We start from the raw sequence: 20154 nt of genomic DNA on the forward strand, positions 1-20154 counted from the left end.
AGCGGGGGAGGCTCGGATTGGGTCTTTATCAGGATTAGATGAAATCGCTACTCAGCATTAAGGCATCTTGCTTAGGTTGTAGAATGACGCTAGCTCGCCTGTCGCTTTTTCACCGTTCATATCCAGCTTCATTAACATGTTTTCACCAACGAAGTATTGGTTTGGTGCGGCTTCGTCAACCAGTGTGATAGTGTTACCTGACTCGTTCCAAGTGAACTGACCTTCAGATTTAAATTCACCATCCTCTTTGCCTTTATATACTTGAACCAATGTATAGCTGCCATCTGGGTTTAAGGTTAGAGTTGTATCAATACTCGCACAGTCGGCACATGGCAATTTACCTGTGTACGTGCCATTCCAATCTAGTGCATTTTGCGCGTTGTGTGCTGAGTCAACAAATGTTTCTGTTGTGATCACTTGCTCTTCTTCAATCGGTGTCGCATCAATGGTTGTTTCAACTTCTGTTGCTTGAGGTACATCAGTCGCGGTGCTCTCCTTTGGTTTCTCATCCTGACAGCCCACCAAAGTAAATACAGCAGCCATTGTTATTGCTAGTAATGTCTTGTTCATTTGATTCCTCTTTAAATCAACGAGTTGATATACCCAAATGATCTCGTCGCATGTATGCTAAGGTCACTTGGGTATACCGTGATAATAATAGACTTGTTTCCTAGACCTGCGTCAGAACAAAGCAAACCATTGAACAGCTTTTGTAAGAAAAATTCTTTAACGTCAGTGATTTGCAAAGAAGAGGGAATAGGAAAATAAAATGGAAGAATTCTACATAGGAGCCCTTCGGGTATTCGGGGTGCTTGTCCGTTGGATTATTATCGACTTTGTCCTCGAAATAGTGAGCTATTACCTTGGGTATCTTGGTGTGTCTATTCTCACTTTGGGCAAACGTCCACACAAACCGGTATCGGACGCGATGCGTTTACGTATCAGCTATTTTGGTATTTTGTTGTTGGTTTTGATCTTTGCATTTATGATTTGGCTTTCGTAGTGCGATTTTAAAGCGTCACCAGAAAAAAGGCTCATCTGATGATGAGCCTTATGCGTATTAGGATGCCTTATCCATTGCTGGAGGCGTTTTTACCTCCTTTGGCGGCGACGCCTCTTCAGAGTTATCAGTGAAGATTTCAGCGACGGCACTGCGTTCTAACTCGCCTTGCAGGTTACCTTCATCATCCACAACAGGCAGTGAGTAGTCACAAGACATGGTGTCTGGTAGCACTTCTTCAATGACAGAGTCGGGCGAAACAACCGGCACTTCTTCATAGATCTCTTCTGCCAGCTCTTGCGCAGCATCCATCTTCGCGGCATCTAGTAAGCTTTCTTTGGTGACGACACCTTGGTAGCCTTCATCGGTTACGTGGTATGCATAGCCTTGCTTCACGCGTTTCATTTCGATAAGAGCTTCTTCAATGGTCGTAGCGGTAATGCGATACGCTGGTGGTTGCATTACGGTTTCTACCGTCAGAGCCCTTGCTCGGTTTACGTCCTTAACGAAGGCTTCTACATAGTCATCGGCAGGGTGGAGCAGAATCTCGTCTGGAGAACCTTGCTGAACTAGTTCGCCATCTTTCAAGATAGCGATACGGTCACCCAAACGAAGTGCTTCGTCCAAGTCGTGAGTAATAAAGATTATGGTTTTGTGTAGCTTCTCTTGCAGTTCGATAAGCTGATCTTGCATCTCACTACGGATCAATGGGTCGAGTGCGGAGAAAGCTTCATCCATTAGTAGGATTTCGGCATCAGTAGCTAGAGCGCGAGCCAAGCCGACACGCTGTTGCTGACCGCCAGAAAGCTGTGCAGGGTATTGATTCTCGTAGCCTTTAAGACCAACCGTTTCCAACCACTCATTAGCTTTCGCAAGACGCGCTTCTTTTTTGATACCTTGGATCTCCAAGCCGTACGCGACGTTGTCAACCACAGTGCGGTGAGGCAATAGACCAAAACGTTGGAATACCATCGACATCTTATGACGACGAAACTCCTCCAGTTCGGTCGCTGAAAGCTGCATTACATCCACGCCCTCAACCAATATTTGCCCCATGGTCGGGTCAATCAGACGGTTGAAGTGGCGAATCATGGTTGACTTACCAGAGCCTGACAGCCCCATAATGACAAAGATTTCCCCTTTGTTAATTTGCAGATTGATGTCTTTCAAACCAACAGTATGGCCTGTATCAGCAAGAATTTGGTCTTTGCTCTGCCCTTGCTTTACTCGCTCCATGACGGTTTTTGGCTTTGGTCCGAAGATCTTATACAGCCCGCTGATTTCAATAAGTGGCTTAGTCATGTTTCAGATCTCCTAAGTGCGCTTGCGTTCGTTTCGCGTAAGCTTGCGAAGCACGATCAAACAGAATAGCCAGTGCAACGATCGCTAAGCCGTTAAGCAGACCAAGCGTGAAGTACTGGTTGGTGATTGACTTTAATACAGGCTGACCTAAGCCTTTCACGCCAATCATTGACGCAATAACAACCATAGAAAGCGCCATCATGATGGTTTGGTTAATACCAGCCATGATGGTTGGCATAGCCAAAGGTAATTGCACGCCAATTAAGCGCTGCTTTTTACTGGCACCAAAGGCGGTAGCAGCTTCAAGTACTTCTTTATCTACCAGTCTAATGCCTAAGTTGGTCAAACGAATCACAGGTGGGATTGCGTAGATAACAACCGCAATTAAGCCTGGGATCTTACCGATACCAAGAAGCATAACGACAGGTATTAAATAGACAAACGCGGGCATGGTTTGCATCACGTCAAGCAGTGGTGTCACGACCGATTGCACGCGATTCGAGCGGGCCATGGCAATACCAATCGGAATGCCGAGTGCAATGGCGAGCATGGTACACACAGTGATGATGCTGAGTGTCCGCATCGTGTCTTCCCACATACCGAAATAGCCGATCAGTATCAAAGATCCAAAGCAGGCAACTGCTAGCTTCCAGGAGCGACTTGCTGCATATACCAAGGCGACGCAGACGCCAAGGATGATCATCCATGGTGTTGAAATGAGTAGTTTTTCGAACCAAACGAGAAATGAGAGAAGAGGGTCGAAGAATGATTCAATGAGGTCGCCGTACTCACGAGAGAAATCGCGGTAGGCGCCATCTAAGGTTTTGCGGATGGCTCTAAGATCTGAGCGATCCATTTCTGGGAATTCGCTAAGCCAATTCGAGTCAGACATGTTTACTTCCTTTTCTTGCCGAGACTCAAGTGAGCCTCGGCATACAACAATGCGGTATTCCTATACCGTTTACGAAACGTCTAAGTCTTACAGTGCACTTTGCACTTTTTTAGCTACGTCTTGAGGAACCCATGCTGTCCAGATCTGTGGGTAGTTTTCTAGGAAATGGAACATGGTTTCTTCACCGTCAGCTTGGTTGTCTTCCATCCATGCCAATAGTTGGTTCATGTCCGCGTTGGTGAAACCACGTTTAGTGAAGTAGTCGTAAGCGGCTGGAGAGCGTGAAGCAAACTCTTCAGTCGTAATCGTATGAACTGGTGAAGGTGGGTACATAGTTGGTTTTGGCGCATCACACTCTGCTTGAGTGGTACAGTTTACAAACTCATCCAAGTTTACACCGCTACCGAAATCCACTTTTACCATGTCGTACTTACCTAGAACCGCAGTTGGTGCCCAGTAGTAACCGAACCACGCTTCTTCACGCTCGTAAGCTTTTGCAATCGAGCCTGACAGACCGGCACTTGAGCCTGGATCAATGATGTCAAAACCTGAGTCAGCAAGATCCATTGCTTTGAACAGGTTGCCAGCACTGATTTGACAGTTCCAACCGGCAGGGCAGCTGTAAAATGCCGATTTTGCTTTGTCCTCTGGGTGAGAGAAAAGCTTCGCGTGTTTTTTCACACCTTCGATGGTTTTCATTTCAGGATATTGCTTAACAAGGTAGGCTGGGATCCAGAAACCCTCTTCGCCACCATCGACTAACGCTTTGCCTGCAAAACGAAGGCGTTTTTCTTCAACACCTTTGTCTAGCGCATCTTTAAGGCTGTTACTCCAAAGTTCTGGTGCCACATCTGGCTGCCCTTTTTCGATCATTGAGGTGCCAGTTGGCATGGTGTCGCCAGGGATGAGTTCGGCATCACAGCCGTAGCCGTGCTCAAGAATAAAACGGTCCACATTGGCAATCAGTGTTGCAGAATTCCAGTTCATATCTGCAATGGTAACCGTTCCACACTCACTTGCGTTTACGTTGGTCGCTGCTAGCGCACCAATCGCTAGTAGTAAGGGAGTTTTGTACGTCATATTGAGTTTCCTTTCTCTAAATAGCTCACTTAGGGTAACGAATTAATCATTAGTGTTCAAACTAATGTATTAGATGAATTATAGCTTTATTTGTTAACGGGTGTGAAAATGATGGTGAATATTTGATTAAAACACCCTCATAAATGAGAGGTTTTTTATCGATGTATGTCAATGAATCGTATGGTGGTTTGTATGTGCTGTTGCATTATTATTAGATGTCTAACGAATATTTCGCTGTAAACGTTATTTTTGCAAACTAAGATATTGTCATATGCCAAAAACTATAATTGGCATATGCCATAAATGGGCGTAAGGTGAAGGCGTTTTGTAGAGAGGATGTGATGGCGAGACCAAAAATAGAAAGACGCATATGTGGACGTGCAGCACACCATTGTTTTAAGCCCAATGGCGTGCCGTTTTATGTCTTAGAGAAAGTCGACATATTGCCAGAAGAACTGGAAGCATTGCGTTTGGCCGATCTAGAAGGTTTAAGCCAACAGCAAGCTGCCGACCAAATGGGAGTCTCTCGCCAGACCTTTGGTAATACGGTTAAGAGCGCGCGTTTTAAAGTTGCGAAAAGCCTAGTTGAGGGTCATGCACTTGTTTTTCCTGACCAGGAGTCAAACTCATGATTTATGCCATTCCAAATGACGGCGAACGCGTCGCCAATCACTTTGTTAAAGCCCCATATATTGCTATTTACTCCGATACGGAAGGGTTGTTGAAGAACCTCGCTAATATTGCTGCTATGCCGCAAGCTGGCTGCAAAGCCAAGTCACAACTCATTCAATCTCTACAAGAGTATAAAGTCGATGCGGTGTTGGTTCGTAATATAGGCGAGCGTGCGCTTGGCAAGCTTCTAAGTAGCGGTAAGCAGGTGTTTAAGCTCTCAACACGCAGTTCACTGGATGATGTGATGGGTGTTCCTCGTTCAGCGTTAACTGTAGCGACACAAGGGCGTCCTTCTATCAACCATGCCAAAAAAGGTGGTTGCGGCGGTTGTGGTAGTAAAAAAGCGCCTTCGGTATTGCTAAATCCCAAATCTCAATCAAAAAACGCGCTTATGACGCTTCGCCCGACTAAGCTTAAAGCATTAGTTTCTTCTTACGTAAAAGAGGTGAAGTAATGGTTTGGCTGTTCACTTTTGTTGGGTTCTTAGCCATCATTTTGTTGATGTCACTGGGCGTGATCTTTCACAATAAACGCATTCAAGGCAGTTGCGGTGGCTTGAATAACGTAGGCGTCGATAAAGTGTGTAATTGCGAGACCACTTGTGCAGAGAGCGAACGCCGCCTTTATCAGATCCAAGAGCCAAGCCCAAAAAGATAACGCTTAGCTCAAACTATCCTCTAACGCCACTGGCTCACACCAGTTTGGTAATGTTTGTCGAAACCATTCTATGTATTTGCTGGCTTGCGGATTGTTTCTGGAAACCAGCAGATTTGTTACCTCAATTACGATCCAGGCTTTTGCTAACAAGATAGCAGTAGCGAGCTCTGACTCTATGCCTTTACCGCCAAGCTCTATATATCGTTTTGCTACTTGCTCATAGTCTTTGAGAGTACCCATTCCCGCAACTAACGGCGAAAGATCAATCGCCGGATGCCCGATAGAAAAACGTTCCCAATCGAAGAGTACCAAGTCACCATTGTCCCTTAGCCCCCAGTTGCCAGCATTACTGTCTCCGGAGAGTAGCGTTTGGGACTTGAATAGGTATTGTGCTTTGGTTTGAAAATGGCGCAAGCAAGCCTCGGTGCGCGCATCTAGTTGGAGAGTTTCAAGTGCAGAGGTAGTTGCTTGTTCTGTCCAGTTATGGGTTTTAAATATTGCGTTTTCGCTTGGTGGTGATGTCTGATGAATTTGCACAAGGCGGCTTAGGATTCTTGGCTCTTGCAGGAGGAAGTCTTGCTCGATTCGGTGAGGAATATACTCAATCCACAATGTATCTTGCTCAGTATCAAACCCAACAAACTCGGGAACAAGAATGCCTAGCTGGTTGAACGTTGCAGAATGTTGTTGATAAAAGGCCACTTCAACTTGTGTCGGGTTGCGCTTCTCAATGACTTTGCGACCTTCCATTTCGACCAGATAAACTTGGGCACTGCCCATTTGGCTGAGCTCCTTTCGTGACATCAATCTGCTTTCCTTGCTGAGTGAAACTCCAAGATAAACATAGGGAAGCCAATTGCCAACTTCAAAATGCGCTGTTGCTCGCAAATACATCTTGAACTGATGCGAATAGTTAGCACTTAACTGGCTGAATTTAGGATTATTTATTGACGTACTCTATGTTCTTAAGAGGTTGTCGATGAGTAGTAAATTGGTTGATTTTTCGGTGCATATTCCCATTACTCCTGAGCTGTTTGAGTTTCAAACTGAAGTAAAGGAGAAGCTGTATGACTTTAATCATGCACGACCTTCCGAGCATTTAAAGAAGGCTGAGATCATCGAGTCACTGCTTGGCAGTGCGAACGGTGTGAATATTGTGCCGCCTTTCTATTGTGACATGGGTAACAACATCCACTTTACTCAAGGTGGCTTTCTGAATGCAGGTGTCACTATTCTCGATCTTGCGCCTGTTCACATTGGTGAGTACGTGCAAATTGGTCCAAATGTCGTGATCAGCACGGCGGGGCACCCATTTGAGCTTGCTGAGCGTGTTCGTCCAATCGCAACGGGCAACCCGATTAGTATTGGTGACAGCGTCTGGATTGGCGCGGGTGCTATCATTCTTGACGGTGTGACAATCGGTGACCGAGCAATTATTGGTGCTGGAAGTGTAGTGACCAAAGACATTCCTGCAGACAGCGTTGCAGTCGGTAATCCTTGTCGTGTAGTGAAGACCATTAAGCAAAGTGAAATGCCATCCGAAGAAGAGATCATCGAAATGTGGCGACCTTTGATGGAAATGAAGTTGGATTGATATTGTCAAGAAGATCAAATTTTCAATGGTTAGCTTTTGCGCATTTTTTGTTCGCTTCTACACTTAAGGTTCGTCTTAATAAAGGAGAACTAAAATGGCATTTATGAAGCAGGATATCCCAAACCGTGTAACGGTGTACCATGACAATGTCGATCAGGAACAAGAACTAAAGAATGCGATGTTGCCAGAGAAGCCACGCTACTTTAACGGTTCTCCTACCTATAAAGCCGACAGTGTAGAACAGTTTCAAACGAAGCTCGATCAGATTGGTATGTCTTTAGACAAATAAAGACCAAGAGAATACAACAACGCCCCCAAGCTTTGAGGGCGTTTGTTTTTTTAGGGGATAAATGAGAGAGGTTAGTTTTGCTGCGTCGCTTCATTGCACACTTGTTTTTGCACCGCTGGTGGCGCTGGTTCGTAGTGGCTGAGTGTCATGTTAAAGCTGCCTTCACCGCCAGTAATTGATCGTAGACGACGAGCATAATCTTGTAACTCGTTCACTGGAGATTTCGCTCTTAGCATGGTGAAGTTAGCATCGATTGGCTCAGTCCCTTCAATCAGTCCACGATTGCCAGATAGGTCGCCGGAGACATCACCCACATTCGCAGTTGGAATGTGAAGCTCCATTTGAACAATCGGTTCGAGCACAATAGGATCTGCATTGTTGATCGCATCTAAGAAGGCTTTCTTACCGGCGATGACAAACGCGATTTCTTTTGAGTCGACCGAATGATACTTCCCATCGTAAACCGTGACTTCCACATCTTTGATTGGATTACCAGAAATTGCCCCTTCTTCTAGTGCTTGAACAATACCTTTTTCTACGGCTGGTATCAGTGCAGTCGGAATGGAGCCGCCCACGACTTTATTTATGAATTTAAAGCCTGAACCACGCTCAAGTGGACGCACCTTTAGTTGTACTTCGCCAAACTGTCCCGCGCCACCGCTTTGTTTTTTATGGCGGTAGTGACCTTCTGCTGGCTTGGTAATGGTCTCAAAATATTCAACGCTTGGTTGGCTGGTTTCCACTTCCAATTTGTAGACCGAAGACATTTTCTCAAGCGCGACTTTTAGATGGAATTCACCCTGACCACTGATGATGGTTTCATTAGTGCGTGCGCGATGTTCGATTCGGAGAGAAGGATCTTCGCTGGCGATTTTGTTCAGTACGTCACCGAGTTTTTGTTCGTCCCCACGCTTGACTGGTTTGAGGCATAGCGAGTACATCGAGTCCGGGAAGTTGAGGGTTTTGAGTTGTACGCCATCTTCTTCATGAGAGTCATGAACAATGGAATCAAACTCTAGCTCATCGACTTTAGCCAGTACGCAGAAATCGCCAGCAAGTGCTCTTGGGATTTCGGTTCTATCTTTGCCTTGCAATTGGTAGAGATGACCGACTTTAAATCCTTTGTTGCTCTCACCAATGTAGAGCTGGCTGCCTGCGTTGATTTCGCCTTGGTAAACGCGTAAATAGGCGAGCTTGCCCATGTAGGGGTCGACGCTTATTTTGTACACATGCGCCACACTGTGCTCTAGAGTTTCACAGTTTACTTTGACCTTCTTACCGTTTTTCTCAAGCAGTGGCGGGTTACCTTCATTTGGCATCGGCATGATTTCCGCTAGGGTTCTCAACAGTAGTTCCACCCCGGCGCCTGTCTCGGAAGACACAAAGCAGATTGGGATCACGTGCCCGGTTCTTAATGCTTCTTCAAATGGATCATGCAGCTGCTCCGGTGTCAGTTCGGAACCCTGTTCGAGATACAGTTCCATCAACTCTTCATCGACTTCGATGACTTGGTCAATCAAGGTTTCATGAGCTTCATCGACTTGAGAAAGTAAGGTTTCGCGCTCGATTTCTGGCTCAAAGTAGCAATCTACAACCGATTGACCATCGGCAGCAGGTAAGTTGATCGGTAAGCAGTTATCCCCGAAATGCTCGATGATGTTTTCCATCACAGCCTCGAGTTGGTTACCGTGATTGTCGAGCTTGTTAATGATGATCATCTGGCACTTTTGCTGCTCTTTGGCAAAGGCGAATAAACGGTCAGAAGTTTGGTTGATGGGCATTTGTGGGTCGATGATCAGCGCTGAGGTTTCAACGGCAGGGAACACGCTGAGCGTGCGTCCGAGCAGTTCACTCTGTCCGGGAGTGTCGATGATATTGAGGCGGTGTTTGTTCCAGCTGAGGGTGACTGGAGTGGCTTCGATGCTGTGTTGATATTGGATGGATTGTTGGTCGAAATCGGTGACGGTATCGCCTTTTTCCACACAACCTAAATGGCTGGTGGCTTGGCAGGTGTAGAGCAGTTTTTCTATCAGAGTGGTTTTGCCGGTACCCGTTTGACCGACAAAAGCGACGTTGCGGATCTTATTGATAGGCATAGAGCCTCCTTGCAAATGACTTGCGAAACCGAACATGTCTTTGTAGACATCAACGATTCCAAAGCAAACCTGATATCAGGCCATGAACTGCATTGGAGTAGGGCGGGTTTACCGCCTTTTCGTCTTCCATGTCATTTTTCGGATGACTCTATACATACAACCACCACCTTGCTGAAATAAGATAAGGGGTTACTACAACACTAGCATGCCGTAATAGCAGTATAATTTATGTGACTTATTTCATGCTGGAAGTGATTGTTTTTTAATCTGGATCATGAAATGGGGAATGCGATGATCGCCTACTCATCAGAGAATAATTTTACCCTGTTCATAAACCAGAGCTGAGTCGACGTCTTGACCAAGTAAGACTGGGCCATCTAAGTCGACCACTTTCGATTGTGCCGCTATGGGTAGCGCTGCACGCATTGCTAATGAAGTGCCTAGCATGCAGCCAGACATCAAGGTAAAGCCAAGGCGTTTCGCCTCTTCTGCAAGCAGCAGGGCTTCAGTCAAGCCTCCGGTTTTGTCGAGCTTGATGTTGACCATTTCGTATTTACCCACTAACTCATGCAATTGCTGACGTGTATGACAACTTTCGTCAGCACAAAGTGGAATAGGATGCAAAATGTCTTTCAGCTTATCATCGTCACTCGAGGGCAAAGGTTGCTCAATCATTGCAATATTCAGTGGCGCTAGCGCAGCAAAAGTGGCGTCTAAGTCAAGATCTTGCCACGCTTCGTTTGCATCCAGCACTATCATCGCCTCGCCAGCTGCTTCGCGAACAGCTCGCACACGCTCAATCACTTGTTCGCCATCAAGCTTTACTTTAAGCAATTCAGCGCCCTGTTCGATGTAACTGCAGGTTTGGCTTGCCATTGCTTTTGGAGTGTTAATCGATACGGTCATCGCCGTGACAATCGACGTCGGTAACTCAAACAATTCTTGAGCATGTTGTTTGCCAGCTAGCTTGGCCTGTAAGTTCCACATCGCGCAGTCGAGTGCATTACGTGCCGCGCCGCCAGGGAGAAGGGTTTGCAGCTTTTCTCTGAGAGAGACTATGTTCGCATCGCCTTTGGCAAACAAACCTTGCAGTTCATGAGCGGCTTGAGAAGTGGCTTTGATCACCGACTCCACCGACTCGCCGTAACGAGGATAAGGCGTACATTCACCTTGGGCACTGATGCCGTTCTGCTCCATGGTTACTCTCACCACGTGACATTCGGTTCGACTGCCACGGGAGATACGGAAAGGTGTCGCCATCGTAATGGAAACGGGCTCTACATGAATTTTCATTGCGTCTACAACCCTTAAATCGCAATAATCTGTTGAGCAATTTGCTCGACGCCAAAACGGACAGGATCGGTCACTGGCACTTGGTATTTCTCAGCCCAGTCGCGGCAAAGCTGTGTGGCACCATCTTCATCGATTGCCGAGGTATTCAAGCAGATCCCAACAAGTTGTGCGTTAGGGTTTGTTAAACGTGCTGCTTGCAAATTTGCCTCGATGGTTTGCTCAATCGTTGGCAATTTAGCATGAGGAAGGTTGCGAATGTGCGGGCGCCCGATCTCGTGACACAATACCAAAGCGTCAGCTTGTGCACCGTGAAGCAAACCTAAACTCACGCCCGCAAAAGAGGGGTTAAACAGCGAACCTTGTCCTTCAATGATGTCCCATTCGTGGTTAGTAAACTCAGGGCTGATAGTTTCAACCGCGCCAGAGATAAAGTCCGCGACGACCGCATCAATGGAAATACCGCCGCCAGCGACTAAGATGCCAGTTTGACCTGTGGCTTTGAACTCAGCGTTACAACCAGATTGCTGTAAAGCTTTCTCAATCGCGAGGGCAGAGAACATCTTGCCAACCGAGCAGTCGGTGCCAACCGTTAGTAAGCGTTTCCCCGAGCGCGCTTTACCATTACCCACTTTGAGCGAGGCATCGTAATGGCGTACATCGTGTAACTTGGTTAAGCCACGTTGCTGCAAGTCATTCAAAGATGCAAGTTCCGAAAGACGTTGGTGCATACCCGAGGCAATTTCAAACCCCATTTCCGCCGCTTCCAGTAACGTCGCCAGCCATGATTCAGGAATAACACCACCTGGGTTTGCGGTACCGATGATGAGCGTTTTCGCGCCTAGCTGCTGAGCCTGTTGCAGCGTCATGTCAGTTAAACCCAATGAAACGGTTTCTGACGTGAGGCGAAGCTGCCCTAAACAAATCTCTGGGCGCCATTGATGGATTCCGCGCGCAGTTTTTGCGGCTAATGGATCGGTGACGTCGCCAAGAAAAAGTAAGTAAGGTTGAGCAATTTGCATGATGGTTCCCTTTTTCATTCATTACGTTTTCAGACAATGTAGTCAGTTTGAAGAGGGAAGCCGAATGCCTATTTGTTGTACGCCTATAACTTGAAGTTATAGGTGAGCATGAGTGCTAACTTACTGATTCACATGCTGCTTTAGCGACGCTATAAAAAGCTTGGTAGAAATGGATTGCGGTGTGTGCTCCGCAAACAAAATAGAGATAGAAAATGACAGCGCTGGAGAAAGTGAGCGCACGCTTACCGATGTATCATTTTGATATTGTTTTGCTGTCCATGGATCGACAATCGCAAAGCCGGAGTGGTGCTTGACGAGTTCAGCGGCAGCGGCGTAACTGCGTACTGTGATCTCATGGTGATAATGTTCATTACGTGCAGAGAGTGTTTGATGAAGCAATAAACCAAGCGGGTCACGACTGTCCAAGCCGATGATCGGCAATTCGTGCTGAATCAAATCATCAAACGAAATCGTGTCGTCATTCGAGTTGAGCGCCTCTTTTGGCGCAATCAGGACAAGTTGCTGCTTGAGTAAAACTTCACTCAAAATCGCGGGTGGGGCTTCTTCACCAAAAGCAATCGCCACATCTAATTCGTGCTTAAGTAAGCCTGAACACAGCTCATCGCGGTTTGCAGTTAACAGTTCAAATGAGATGCCTTGCTGCTTAGACAGTTTTGCAACCGTCGGAACAAGCAACTGGGAAGCCAATACTGGTGGAGCTCCGACTCTCAAGTGCTGAGTGCCTTGTTTCACCTTATTGGTGAGAGAGCGAAATTGCCCAAGCTGTTGATAGACTTTCTCTGCTTCTGGAAGCAGGGCTTTGGCTTCTTGGGTCGGTACTAAGCGGCCTTTGATGCGCTCAAATAGGGCGAAGCTCAGTTGCTGTTCCGTATGAGCAAGTACCCGAGTGACATTGGGTTGCGAGACATGCAGTAGACGTGCGGCACCAGAAACAGTTCCGGTTTGCATGATTGCGTAAAAGACTTCCAACTGCCTTAAATTCACTGCGGTTTCCTTCGCTGTTTGAGATTGAGGAGAGCTCCTAATTTACTTCATTGCAGTCTCTAACTCTATACCCATATATGTTGTCTTGTTGGTTTAGTTTTCCTTGCAAATGCCACATAAAGAAGACTGCTAACAATACGGTGGCAGCCGCGAGCGTGAAACCGTACTGGGTTAAGCCATAGTGACTTAGCATTGCAATGAGGACATAGCTAAGAGACTGTACTGTCGTTGCAAACATACTGATGCCACCATCCACTCGTCCTCTTTGGTGTACAGATACGGAATGGTGCATCCAATTGATTCTTGCTATTCGATTGAGCGCATTAAAGGTGCCAAATAGTGCCGTAAACATCAGGATGGTGACTGGACTTGCGGATAAGCTCATACCAATCAGGGCAAATGCTAAAACACTCATCGATACGACAATGATGTTGGTATGAGAAAACTGACGCAGTATCTTGGTGACAACAAGCCCAGTAAGTAGGGAGCCTAATCCAAAGCTGATGTTAAACCCTGCGTACCAATCGCCGGAGATACCTTGTTGTGAGAACCAAATCGGCACCAGTTTTCCAAGATAAGTTAAGATCGGATACGACAAGCAAGATAGCAGAATAAAGGCGTAAAACGTCGGTTCTCTTGCAAAGATCTGTTTGCTCTCTTTCAATTGAGTCATGAATGCAATTGAGTGGGATTCTCTGATTTGCTGTACGTAAGGCGTTACCATGTAGAAAAGTGCTGCGATGGAAGAGGCTGAGGCAGCAAATAAGGCGAACTCCAACATTCCCCACACCTCTAGCAATATGATACCCAACGCCCCAGCGCCTAAAGTGGTTGATTGCATGATGATTTCTTGCTGACCTGAAATCTTAGCGTATTCATGAGGTTGGTAGTTTTCTTGGGTGAATGCGTTGTTGGTTGTCCATGCGAAATTACTGGATACCCAATAAACCATTTGCGCAAAAGCTAAAAGCCAATGTGAGCCAAGTTCAAGCCAGTAAGCGATAAAAATGATAAATGCCATGCCCGCTTGTAGCCATTGATTGAGTACCAGGAGCTGCTTTCTTGAATGGCGGTCGATAAAAGTGGAAAAGAAAGGGGTCGCCAAGAAGGAAATAGCGGTACAAGAGAGAGCGACCAATGCGACGAAGGTCCCCATGTCTGGTTCAGCCAGCATAACCCATGGCAGCGCCATCATAAATAATCCGGAAGAAATGCCATCAAAGAAGCGTCCAGCCAAGTAGGGAATTGTTTTATTTGTCATCGTTTTTATCTGCTTAATTTGTTAACGTGGTGTAACTTTAAAACCTCAAGTGAACTTGAGGTAAAGCACTTTATTGGATAAAAGAGGCTAGAAATGGAAATCAGCGTAGGTGAGGTAGCAAAGCGTTCTGGAGTGAAGGTATCGGCATTGCACTTTTATGAACAGAAGGGACTGATTTCAAGTTGGCGGAATCAAGGTAATCAACGTCGTTATCATCGCAGTGTGCTTCGCCGTGTTGCGGTGATCAAAGCTGCGCAGCAAGTCGGTTTATCATTAGAAGAGATCAAATTGGCACTAGAAGAGTTGCCTAAGCACCAAGCACCAAATAAGCAGCAGTGGGAAACCATGGCCAGTCATTGGCATAAACAGTTAGAACAAAAGATTCAAAAGCTTAAAGCGCTACAAAACGATTTGGGTGGTTGTATCGGTTGTGGCTGTTTATCACTAGAGACCTGCGCGTTAAGAAACCCAGAAGACGTTCTTGGTAAAGATCATGCTGGGTCGAACTTAACGTTAGATGAAGAAGGTTGAGCCCCCCTTCATCGAATTATTTGAAGGGAGACTATTGCTCTGCGGCAGAATACAACAAGCGTTCAAATCGTTCATGACCGTGAAGCAGCTCGAGATCTTGTTCTTCAGCCAACAAGTCACGGATTGAAGGGCTGGTATCAATCGCACGTTCCAAGTCCTCAATTGCTTGTTCTTCAATCCCTAAACGAGAGTATGCACAAGCTCGTTGATACAAGGCTGGACCGTTGGTGTCATCCACTTCAAGTACGCGGTTACAGAGACTCAATGCCCAGTGATACTCTTTGATCTCCATGGCTGCATCCGCTTTGTAAGTTAGCGCTTCCAAATCACCTGGACGAACGAGCAAAATTTCATCGTAAATATCGATACGCTGCTCAGGTGTTTGTGAGCTCTGTGCACGCAACCATAAGTTGTGGATTTCGTTGATCTTTTCAATTTCTTTATTGTTTTCGCTGATGATGCGAGTCTTACGCTTTAAGTCGCGTTCTAATGCTAAAAACTTCTTCTCGTACTCTTGGGCTATTTTTTCTAATCGCTTGTCTGCCATCTCTTTGGTGTTGTGTTTAAATTCTCGTAGTGATTGCCAACCTACAAAAGCGATGAGCGAGGCAACACCAGCAATGATGTAGAAGAAGTACGTGACGGTGACATTCGCGTAGTTTAATGATTTGTCGGCCACTGTTAACTCACGATCAGTGATCTCGACAATCATACGTCGTTCTAGATCTTGTTGTTCCTGACGCAGTGACTTCAGCTCATCGAGGATATAACGCTCCATCAGAGGTCGGTCTAAAAGGTCGGACTCTGAGTACGTTTCTTCTGATGCTAAGGTTGGAAAAGAGAGCAGAGCAGCGAAGAAGATGCCGATGATTAAGCGCATAAAACGTCCTTTTGCGTCGAGAATGGATGAATCTCTGAAACCATAGCAAATAGAGGTAAGGTTTAGCAAAAAACTCATGAAAAATGATTGTTTTATAAAGTGTTCTGATGTGCTTTTGCGTTGCTCTTTTTGTGGTGAATAGATACTCTTTTCTCCACTGGAAACCAATGGCAAGCAATATGGACGCAAAATCACAAGCCTACCTCGAACAATACCTTCAATTACTGTCTCAGCAAGAAAAAGACGCAATCCCGTCAGTGAGTGCGGATTACTACTGTGCAGATGAGTACAACGCCAACAATTGTGCTGAGTTGGTAAGAATTGGTCAGAAAACCGCATCTTACAGCATGGAACTTTGGTATAGCCAACAAGGAGAAGTAACGCCGCAAGTAGGTCACTTACAAGTTGTGACAAACTGGGATGGAGAGCCTGTGTGCATCATTCGAATCACGGATGTTAGTACTTGTCGATATGCAGACGTGAGTGAGGACTTTGCTCACGCAGAAGGGGAAGGTGACCGCACCATGGCTTGGTGGCGAGACGCACACACTCGGTTTTTCAAAGCCGAGTGTGATGAGTTAGGCATTGAGTGGCACGAGCAGCGATTATTGCTGCTAGAGCGGTTTGAAGTGGTTTATCCTCGTCTTGGAGAAACCTCGCGATAGTGCCAAGAAATGTTAAGGTAGTCCTAGCTGTTTAAGGTCAGATATAAACAGCAGGGTGTTGATTACTCGTAATGTTGACTCGTCTGGTTTCATCGCGTAAGCGCGTTTGTATGATGTTGCTGCTAAATAGGTTTTGCCCTCAACTTCAGCGATTTTGCCAGCAATGATGTTACTGAACCAAGACTCTCGTATATTGACAGCTTTTGCTAACAAAGTTTTAGTGTTGCTCAAGTCATCTCTATCGAAGGAGCAGACCGCAAGAGCTTCGTAATATATAGGAGCATGGAGTTCATCTCTTATACTCAACAAACTATCATACATCTCCTTTAGCTCGTTATCTGGAACTGCGAACGGCTGAATTGAGTTCAGAATTTTAGCGGAAATCAGTCTTTCAGCTGCAGCAATCTCTAAGTTCGGGTCCTGCTTTAGAACTTCATCGTATAATTTTATCGCGGAATATAGTGAGCGCGTCGTTATTATGCTCGATGCATAATGGGCTTGATGCATTAAATTGAACGTTTTTGAGTCTCGTGGGTACTGGCGATCTAGCTTGTCTATGATGGCGTGATCGAAAGACGTTTCCATCACGGCTTCAAGGTCCGTCAATATGTTTTGAGCCACGAGGACTATGACGCTGTCATCGAGAGAGTATTCACGAGAAAATAATTTTTTGTCCGAGATGTTGTCGTATATATAAAATTCTAAGATAGGGCTATGATTTTCTTCTGTAATGCTGCCGGACATAACAAGAGCCGCTCTTTCAGAAAGGTCATTATCTTGCTCATAGAGCAAAGAGGAGCGGTATCTTCCTTGTTGATTGACGCGGTAGTTGATTAAGTCGCTTAAGCCAAAGGCAAGATGTTGGTATTTGTCTGGAGATGAAAAGGTAACAAAAGCGACATTATATGGGTTAATAGTTGCCTTGTTGTTTGTTTTCTCAGGGAACCAATTAAATGCCATTAGCACAGCAAATAGCAAGAGTGTGACAAAAGAAACGAATGCCCACTTAAAGGTTGTAGAGTTGCTAATCGCGTTAGACGAAGGCTGTCCGGAATGTGGAGTTGTGCCTTCAACTCGACTGACATCAGCCTCCAATACATACCCCGCTTTGGGTCTTGTTACTATGAGCTTTTTGTATTCAGTGCCCAGTTCTGATAACGCTTTTCTTAAGTCACTCACTGCTTGTGTTAGTGAGTGATCACTGACAAAATCGCGACTCCAAACAGAGGTTAGGATCTCTTCTCGAGAAAGAGTTTGATTTGGATGTTGAACCATGAACAGCAACAACTGATTTGCTTTAGGCGTGAGCAGAATACTTTTCTCCTCATGGCAAATCGTTTGTTCGATACTGTTGAAATGGATGCCATTTATAATGTACACGCGCTGTTCCTTACTACCAATCGCGTATTGCCTGAACGTTACTCCTGTTTCGTGAGTGAACTAAATCCCTTTCTCAAACAATGTGCCAAATACGTACTCTGTTCCCAGATCAAATGCGAAGAAAAACTGGTTATCATTTTTTTTCACTAGCGTCGCAGCGAGAAAGTGACCGATAACTGGAATGTCTAATTTTTCTTGTGAGCGAATTTGCTCCAACCAAGTCGTGGTTCTGTCTCGGACCGTAAATAGGTACTCACTTCCGGTGTGCTCTTCGTATTTTAGGTCGAGTCTAAACGCGAACTTGGCGTTATCTTGCGCTTGTGCAACTAGTGATAGTGTCATTGACTCATTTTGAATGAGCGCATTAACGTCATAATTGATAGGGCCAGTATTCGTTTCCAGCTTAGAATGCCCTGTCCAAACGCCCGCGATACTTCGCAGTGGTGAATTCAGTTTATTATGCAGCTCATATCCAGCCCAGAAAAAAAGACATGCGGAGACAAATAATGTGATGCTAGTGATTACATAACGTTTTTGCATAACATAACTCCATCATTTAATACACAAATTCGGTACCCACGCTCTGTTCTCTTAAGAAATGTTTCTTGGTTTGGGCGCGTGGAGGCGAAGCGCGCTTGCTCTATATTATCTGGCTCAAAAAGATAATGAGTGTCTCCATTGGATAAGGTAATTCCTGCCACCGACGGAGAGCCAAATTGATAGCCAACAACGAGAAAAAATAAGCTGAATATTAACCAAAAAACAAAGTAAGGCAGATATTGTAAGCGGGAGGAACTATTTTTCTGACTGACCTCAATTTGATAGCGAACGAACTTAGGGCTTGCCCCCAATATATAGCCTGTTTTCGGTATGGTGCGGACCAAAGTTCGGTCAGTATCGACTAAGTCATCTCTCAAGGTTCTTACTGCTTGGTTGATAGTAGAGTCCGTAGCATAGGAGTTACTCCATAATGCATGTTGAATGGCATCTCTAGTTGCGGGTAAAGGGTGCTGTTTTACCAAAATGTGCAGAAGTTCGTTTTCACGTGCTTTCAATACAACTCGTCGATCTTTAGTGATGAGTACCCCTTCAGTGGGTGAATAGCGAAACTCATCAAACTGATAATGGTCACTGTGTAGAGCTGAGTTCATCTGTTGCCCAACCTATCTATCTTACCTATCAAGTCATTTTAAGATCTAACTGATTTAGTGATATTGCTAAGCTTCACAATAACCTTTGTCTTGAGGTTTTTTTGATAAAAATAAGGATTTGTACCTGCCTCACCTAGATATATTCACCAGTTTGACTTCATTTGAAAGAATAAAAATATCAAATTGAGGTTTTCTTGAGGTCTATGATCTGCAAAGCCCGCATTCTATCTCCATCGGCTTGATGCCAACTACATTGTTGAGCTGGTGTATTTGCTCAACGCAATTGCTGTTTTCGGAGATAGAGAATGAAAACGAATCACTACTTAATTACTGCAGGCGCTTTCTTACTTGCTTCGCCCTGTATGGCTATTGAGATTGCTAAACATGACTCTGCGACGTTGGAGTTTGGCGGCTGGATTGCAGCTGAGTACAGCCACAACTTTGATGACAGTCCCTATGATTTGGGCTTCAACTCCAACGCATCTCGTTTGTTCTTTGCAGGAGAGAATCAAATTAATGATGACATTACTGCATTTGGCAAGTTGGAGTATGCCGTTGCCTTTAGTGACATGAACGATACCGAGTTCAATACCCGTTTGGGTTACATCGGGATGCGCACCCAATATGGCTCTATTGAAGCGGGTAAGGTCTGGTCACCTTTTTATGATATCGCAATGTATTCAGACACCGTTTTCAGTAACAAGGACACAGCGACAGGGGCTTTTTTTGCCCCAGCGTCTGAGGTAGGCGGCTTTGGGCGTGCGGATAATTCCGTTAAGTACCACAACAAGTTTGGCTTTGGGGATGGAAAGATTTTGGTTGGCTTAATAGTTGGAGACCAAAGTGACCAATCCATTACAGATACTGTAACGGTTAACACCACCTATGGAGGTTCGCTTCGTTACGCGCAGGGCGGTTTTCAGTTTGGAGTTGCCCATCAAGTAGCAAATACAGACGGACTAACAAATGGTGATGATTCTATCAGTGCAACGATTGTCGGAGCGTTTTATAACAGCGAAAAATGGATGCTTGGTGGAAACTATACATTTGGCAAAAACAACCAAAAAGAATTTGGTGCTGCTCCAGTAGCCTCAAACCTTGTTGACTCTGACGGTATCGAGTTTTTTGGCCACTACCGTTTTTCCGATAGCTGGAAAGTATTTGTTGGCTACAACCGTTTGACCACAGAAACGGACACCTACACAACAGAATTTTCTAACATTGGTGTAGTAAAGAACTTTGATCAGAAGCTCGCTCTCTACTCTGAATATCGTATTGACCATGATTCAACCAAAAACAGCCTATTTCACGGTGATGCTTGGTCGATTGGCATTATCTATTTCTTCTCTGAATACCCTCAATATTTCTAGATTGCTAGAAGGAAAAA

General features: G+C 45.4%; 23 protein-coding genes. 9 read left to right on the forward strand and 14 right to left on the reverse strand.

Annotated features, from left to right (window positions below; all coding sequences use genetic code 11):
• Nucleotides 1-57: 57 nt before the first annotated feature.
• On the reverse strand, nt 58-570 hold the full coding sequence (locus KIV41_RS09535) for a copper resistance protein NlpE (RefSeq protein ID WP_010453076.1): 513 nt from the start codon (nt 568-570) through the stop codon (nt 58-60).
• 199 nt (nt 571-769) lie between these two features.
• Between KIV41_RS09535 and KIV41_RS09540 the strand changes: the two genes are divergently transcribed.
• Complete coding sequence (locus tag KIV41_RS09540; RefSeq protein ID WP_285336171.1) at nt 770-1003, forward strand: hypothetical protein; 234 nt, start codon at nt 770-772, stop codon at nt 1001-1003.
• Between the two features lie 57 nt (nt 1004-1060).
• On the opposite strand, the gene KIV41_RS09545 is transcribed toward KIV41_RS09540, so the two are convergent.
• From KIV41_RS09545 to KIV41_RS09555, 3 genes are all read right to left on the reverse strand, one after another.
• Nucleotides 1061-2302 carry a glycine betaine/L-proline ABC transporter ATP-binding protein gene (locus KIV41_RS09545; RefSeq protein ID WP_285336172.1) on the reverse strand — a complete coding sequence of 414 codons (1242 nt, stop codon included), beginning with the start codon at nt 2300-2302 and terminating at the stop codon, nt 1061-1063.
• Complete coding sequence (locus KIV41_RS09550) at nt 2295-3194, reverse strand: proline/glycine betaine ABC transporter permease (protein ID WP_285336173.1); 900 nt, start codon at nt 3192-3194, stop codon at nt 2295-2297. The genes KIV41_RS09545 and KIV41_RS09550 overlap by 8 nt, the downstream gene beginning before the upstream one ends.
• Nucleotides 3195-3281: 87 nt before the next feature.
• The gene (locus tag KIV41_RS09555) at nt 3282-4274 is read right to left on the reverse strand and encodes an ABC transporter substrate-binding protein (RefSeq protein WP_045385513.1); all 993 of its coding nucleotides are present in this window, start codon (nt 4272-4274) and stop codon (nt 3282-3284) included.
• 341 nt (nt 4275-4615) lie between these two features.
• Here KIV41_RS09555 and KIV41_RS09560 point away from each other — a divergent pair, with 341 nt between their 5' ends.
• The 3 genes from KIV41_RS09560 to nqrM are packed head-to-tail and all read left to right on the forward strand — an operon-like array spanning nt 4616 to nt 5603.
• Nucleotides 4616-4906, forward strand: coding sequence for a DUF134 domain-containing protein (locus tag KIV41_RS09560; protein ID WP_285336174.1), 291 nt, complete (start codon nt 4616-4618; stop codon nt 4904-4906).
• The gene (locus KIV41_RS09565; protein WP_010453064.1) at nt 4903-5400 is read left to right on the forward strand and encodes a NifB/NifX family molybdenum-iron cluster-binding protein; all 498 of its coding nucleotides are present in this window, start codon (nt 4903-4905) and stop codon (nt 5398-5400) included. Before KIV41_RS09560 ends, KIV41_RS09565 begins: the two co-directional genes overlap by 4 nt.
• Nucleotides 5400-5603, forward strand: coding sequence for a (Na+)-NQR maturation NqrM (gene nqrM, locus KIV41_RS09570; protein WP_285336175.1), 204 nt, complete (start codon nt 5400-5402; stop codon nt 5601-5603). Before KIV41_RS09565 ends, nqrM begins: the two co-directional genes overlap by 1 nt.
• A 3-nt stretch (nt 5604-5606) precedes the next feature.
• Here the strand turns inward: nqrM and KIV41_RS09575 are convergent, their stop codons facing one another.
• On the reverse strand, nt 5607-6407 hold the full coding sequence (locus tag KIV41_RS09575) for a phosphotransferase (protein ID WP_285336254.1): 801 nt from the start codon (nt 6405-6407) through the stop codon (nt 5607-5609).
• A gap of 175 nt (nt 6408-6582) precedes the next feature.
• Here KIV41_RS09575 and KIV41_RS09580 point away from each other — a divergent pair, with 175 nt between their 5' ends.
• Together KIV41_RS09580 and KIV41_RS09585 are read left to right on the forward strand one after the other, a co-directional pair.
• Nucleotides 6583-7197: a sugar O-acetyltransferase gene (locus tag KIV41_RS09580; protein WP_010453057.1), complete on the forward strand. Its 615-nt coding sequence runs from the start codon at nt 6583-6585 to the stop codon at nt 7195-7197.
• 94 nt (nt 7198-7291) lie between these two features.
• Nucleotides 7292-7486, forward strand: coding sequence for a hypothetical protein (locus KIV41_RS09585; RefSeq protein ID WP_005429524.1), 195 nt, complete (start codon nt 7292-7294; stop codon nt 7484-7486).
• 71 nt (nt 7487-7557) lie between these two features.
• On the opposite strand, the gene fusA is transcribed toward KIV41_RS09585, so the two are convergent.
• From fusA to KIV41_RS09610, 5 genes are all read right to left on the reverse strand, one after another.
• Nucleotides 7558-9582, reverse strand: coding sequence for an elongation factor G (gene fusA / locus KIV41_RS09590; protein ID WP_010453053.1), 2025 nt, complete (start codon nt 9580-9582; stop codon nt 7558-7560).
• A gap of 306 nt (nt 9583-9888) precedes the next feature.
• Entirely contained in the window at nt 9889-10875 is a 987-nt protein-coding gene (gene dgcA, locus KIV41_RS09595) for an N-acetyl-D-Glu racemase DgcA (protein WP_285336176.1), read from the reverse strand.
• Nucleotides 10876-10889: 14 nt separating this feature from the next.
• Nucleotides 10890-11894, reverse strand: a complete 1005-nt coding sequence (dgcN, locus tag KIV41_RS09600; protein WP_285336177.1) for an N-acetyltransferase DgcN — start codon at nt 11892-11894, stop codon at nt 10890-10892.
• A 120-nt stretch (nt 11895-12014) separates the two neighbouring features.
• A complete protein-coding gene (locus KIV41_RS09605) occupies nt 12015-12899 on the reverse strand; it encodes a LysR family transcriptional regulator (RefSeq protein ID WP_285336178.1) in 885 nt (294 codons plus the stop codon).
• A 37-nt stretch (nt 12900-12936) separates the two neighbouring features.
• On the reverse strand, nt 12937-14160 hold the full coding sequence (locus KIV41_RS09610; protein ID WP_285336179.1) for an MFS transporter: 1224 nt from the start codon (nt 14158-14160) through the stop codon (nt 12937-12939).
• 93 nt (nt 14161-14253) lie between these two features.
• On the opposite strand from KIV41_RS09610, the gene soxR reads away from it, so the two are divergent.
• Entirely contained in the window at nt 14254-14691 is a 438-nt protein-coding gene (gene soxR, locus KIV41_RS09615) for a redox-sensitive transcriptional activator SoxR (RefSeq protein WP_171305484.1), read from the forward strand.
• 31 nt (nt 14692-14722) lie between these two features.
• Here the strand turns inward: soxR and KIV41_RS09620 are convergent, their stop codons facing one another.
• Nucleotides 14723-15571 carry a lipopolysaccharide assembly protein LapB gene (locus tag KIV41_RS09620; RefSeq protein WP_088879842.1) on the reverse strand — a complete coding sequence of 283 codons (849 nt, stop codon included), beginning with the start codon at nt 15569-15571 and terminating at the stop codon, nt 14723-14725.
• Between the two features lie 179 nt (nt 15572-15750).
• Here KIV41_RS09620 and KIV41_RS09625 point away from each other — a divergent pair, with 179 nt between their 5' ends.
• Nucleotides 15751-16236: an ASCH domain-containing protein gene (locus KIV41_RS09625; protein ID WP_285336180.1), complete on the forward strand. Its 486-nt coding sequence runs from the start codon at nt 15751-15753 to the stop codon at nt 16234-16236.
• A gap of 12 nt (nt 16237-16248) precedes the next feature.
• Here the strand turns inward: KIV41_RS09625 and KIV41_RS09630 are convergent, their stop codons facing one another.
• The 3 genes from KIV41_RS09630 to KIV41_RS09640 are packed head-to-tail and all read right to left on the reverse strand — an operon-like array spanning nt 16249 to nt 18767.
• Nucleotides 16249-17616: a winged helix-turn-helix domain-containing protein gene (locus tag KIV41_RS09630; protein WP_285336181.1), complete on the reverse strand. Its 1368-nt coding sequence runs from the start codon at nt 17614-17616 to the stop codon at nt 16249-16251.
• A 60-nt stretch (nt 17617-17676) separates the two neighbouring features.
• The gene (locus tag KIV41_RS09635; RefSeq protein ID WP_042604670.1) at nt 17677-18156 is read right to left on the reverse strand and encodes a hypothetical protein; all 480 of its coding nucleotides are present in this window, start codon (nt 18154-18156) and stop codon (nt 17677-17679) included.
• Nucleotides 18138-18767 (reverse strand): winged helix-turn-helix domain-containing protein, encoded by a 630-nt coding sequence (locus tag KIV41_RS09640; RefSeq protein ID WP_285336182.1) that lies wholly within the window; start codon nt 18765-18767, stop codon nt 18138-18140. The genes KIV41_RS09635 and KIV41_RS09640 overlap by 19 nt, the downstream gene beginning before the upstream one ends.
• 305 nt (nt 18768-19072) lie before the next feature.
• Here KIV41_RS09640 and KIV41_RS09645 point away from each other — a divergent pair, with 305 nt between their 5' ends.
• Nucleotides 19073-20137: a porin gene (locus KIV41_RS09645; RefSeq protein ID WP_285336183.1), complete on the forward strand. Its 1065-nt coding sequence runs from the start codon at nt 19073-19075 to the stop codon at nt 20135-20137.
• Nucleotides 20138-20154: the final 17 nt, after the last annotated feature.

The sequence above is a fragment of the Vibrio sp. D401a genome (genome assembly GCF_030248515.1).
In the GTDB taxonomy this organism is placed as follows: Bacteria; Pseudomonadota; Gammaproteobacteria; order Enterobacterales; family Vibrionaceae; genus Vibrio; species Vibrio rotiferianus.

Coding starts and splice junctions, on each gene's coding strand:
- nqrM (WP_285336175.1), top strand. CDS start 5,400: ATGGTTTGGCTGTTCACTTTTGTTGGGTTCTTAGCCATCATTTTGTTG.
- KIV41_RS09540 (WP_285336171.1), top strand. CDS start 770: ATGGAAGAATTCTACATAGGAGCCCTTCGGGTATTCGGGGTGCTTGTC.
- KIV41_RS09560 (WP_285336174.1), top strand. CDS start 4,616: ATGGCGAGACCAAAAATAGAAAGACGCATATGTGGACGTGCAGCACAC.
- KIV41_RS09625 (WP_285336180.1), top strand. CDS start 15,751: ATGGACGCAAAATCACAAGCCTACCTCGAACAATACCTTCAATTACTG.
- KIV41_RS09550 (WP_285336173.1), bottom strand. CDS start 3,194: ATGTCTGACTCGAATTGGCTTAGCGAATTCCCAGAAATGGATCGCTCA.
- KIV41_RS09575 (WP_285336254.1), bottom strand. CDS start 6,407: ATGTCACGAAAGGAGCTCAGCCAAATGGGCAGTGCCCAAGTTTATCTG.
- KIV41_RS09535 (WP_010453076.1), bottom strand. CDS start 570: ATGAACAAGACATTACTAGCAATAACAATGGCTGCTGTATTTACTTTG.
- KIV41_RS09620 (WP_088879842.1), bottom strand. CDS start 15,571: ATGCGCTTAATCATCGGCATCTTCTTCGCTGCTCTGCTCTCTTTTCCA.
- KIV41_RS09580 (WP_010453057.1), top strand. CDS start 6,583: ATGAGTAGTAAATTGGTTGATTTTTCGGTGCATATTCCCATTACTCCT.
- KIV41_RS09545 (WP_285336172.1), bottom strand. CDS start 2,302: ATGACTAAGCCACTTATTGAAATCAGCGGGCTGTATAAGATCTTCGGA.
- dgcA (WP_285336176.1), bottom strand. CDS start 10,875: ATGAAAATTCATGTAGAGCCCGTTTCCATTACGATGGCGACACCTTTC.
- KIV41_RS09555 (WP_045385513.1), bottom strand. CDS start 4,274: ATGACGTACAAAACTCCCTTACTACTAGCGATTGGTGCGCTAGCAGCG.
- fusA (WP_010453053.1), bottom strand. CDS start 9,582: ATGCCTATCAATAAGATCCGCAACGTCGCTTTTGTCGGTCAAACGGGT.
- KIV41_RS09635 (WP_042604670.1), bottom strand. CDS start 18,156: ATGCAAAAACGTTATGTAATCACTAGCATCACATTATTTGTCTCCGCA.
- KIV41_RS09645 (WP_285336183.1), top strand. CDS start 19,073: ATGAAAACGAATCACTACTTAATTACTGCAGGCGCTTTCTTACTTGCT.
- KIV41_RS09610 (WP_285336179.1), bottom strand. CDS start 14,160: ATGACAAATAAAACAATTCCCTACTTGGCTGGACGCTTCTTTGATGGC.
- KIV41_RS09585 (WP_005429524.1), top strand. CDS start 7,292: ATGGCATTTATGAAGCAGGATATCCCAAACCGTGTAACGGTGTACCAT.
- dgcN (WP_285336177.1), bottom strand. CDS start 11,894: ATGCAAATTGCTCAACCTTACTTACTTTTTCTTGGCGACGTCACCGAT.
- KIV41_RS09565 (WP_010453064.1), top strand. CDS start 4,903: ATGATTTATGCCATTCCAAATGACGGCGAACGCGTCGCCAATCACTTT.
- soxR (WP_171305484.1), top strand. CDS start 14,254: ATGGAAATCAGCGTAGGTGAGGTAGCAAAGCGTTCTGGAGTGAAGGTA.
- KIV41_RS09640 (WP_285336182.1), bottom strand. CDS start 18,767: ATGAACTCAGCTCTACACAGTGACCATTATCAGTTTGATGAGTTTCGC.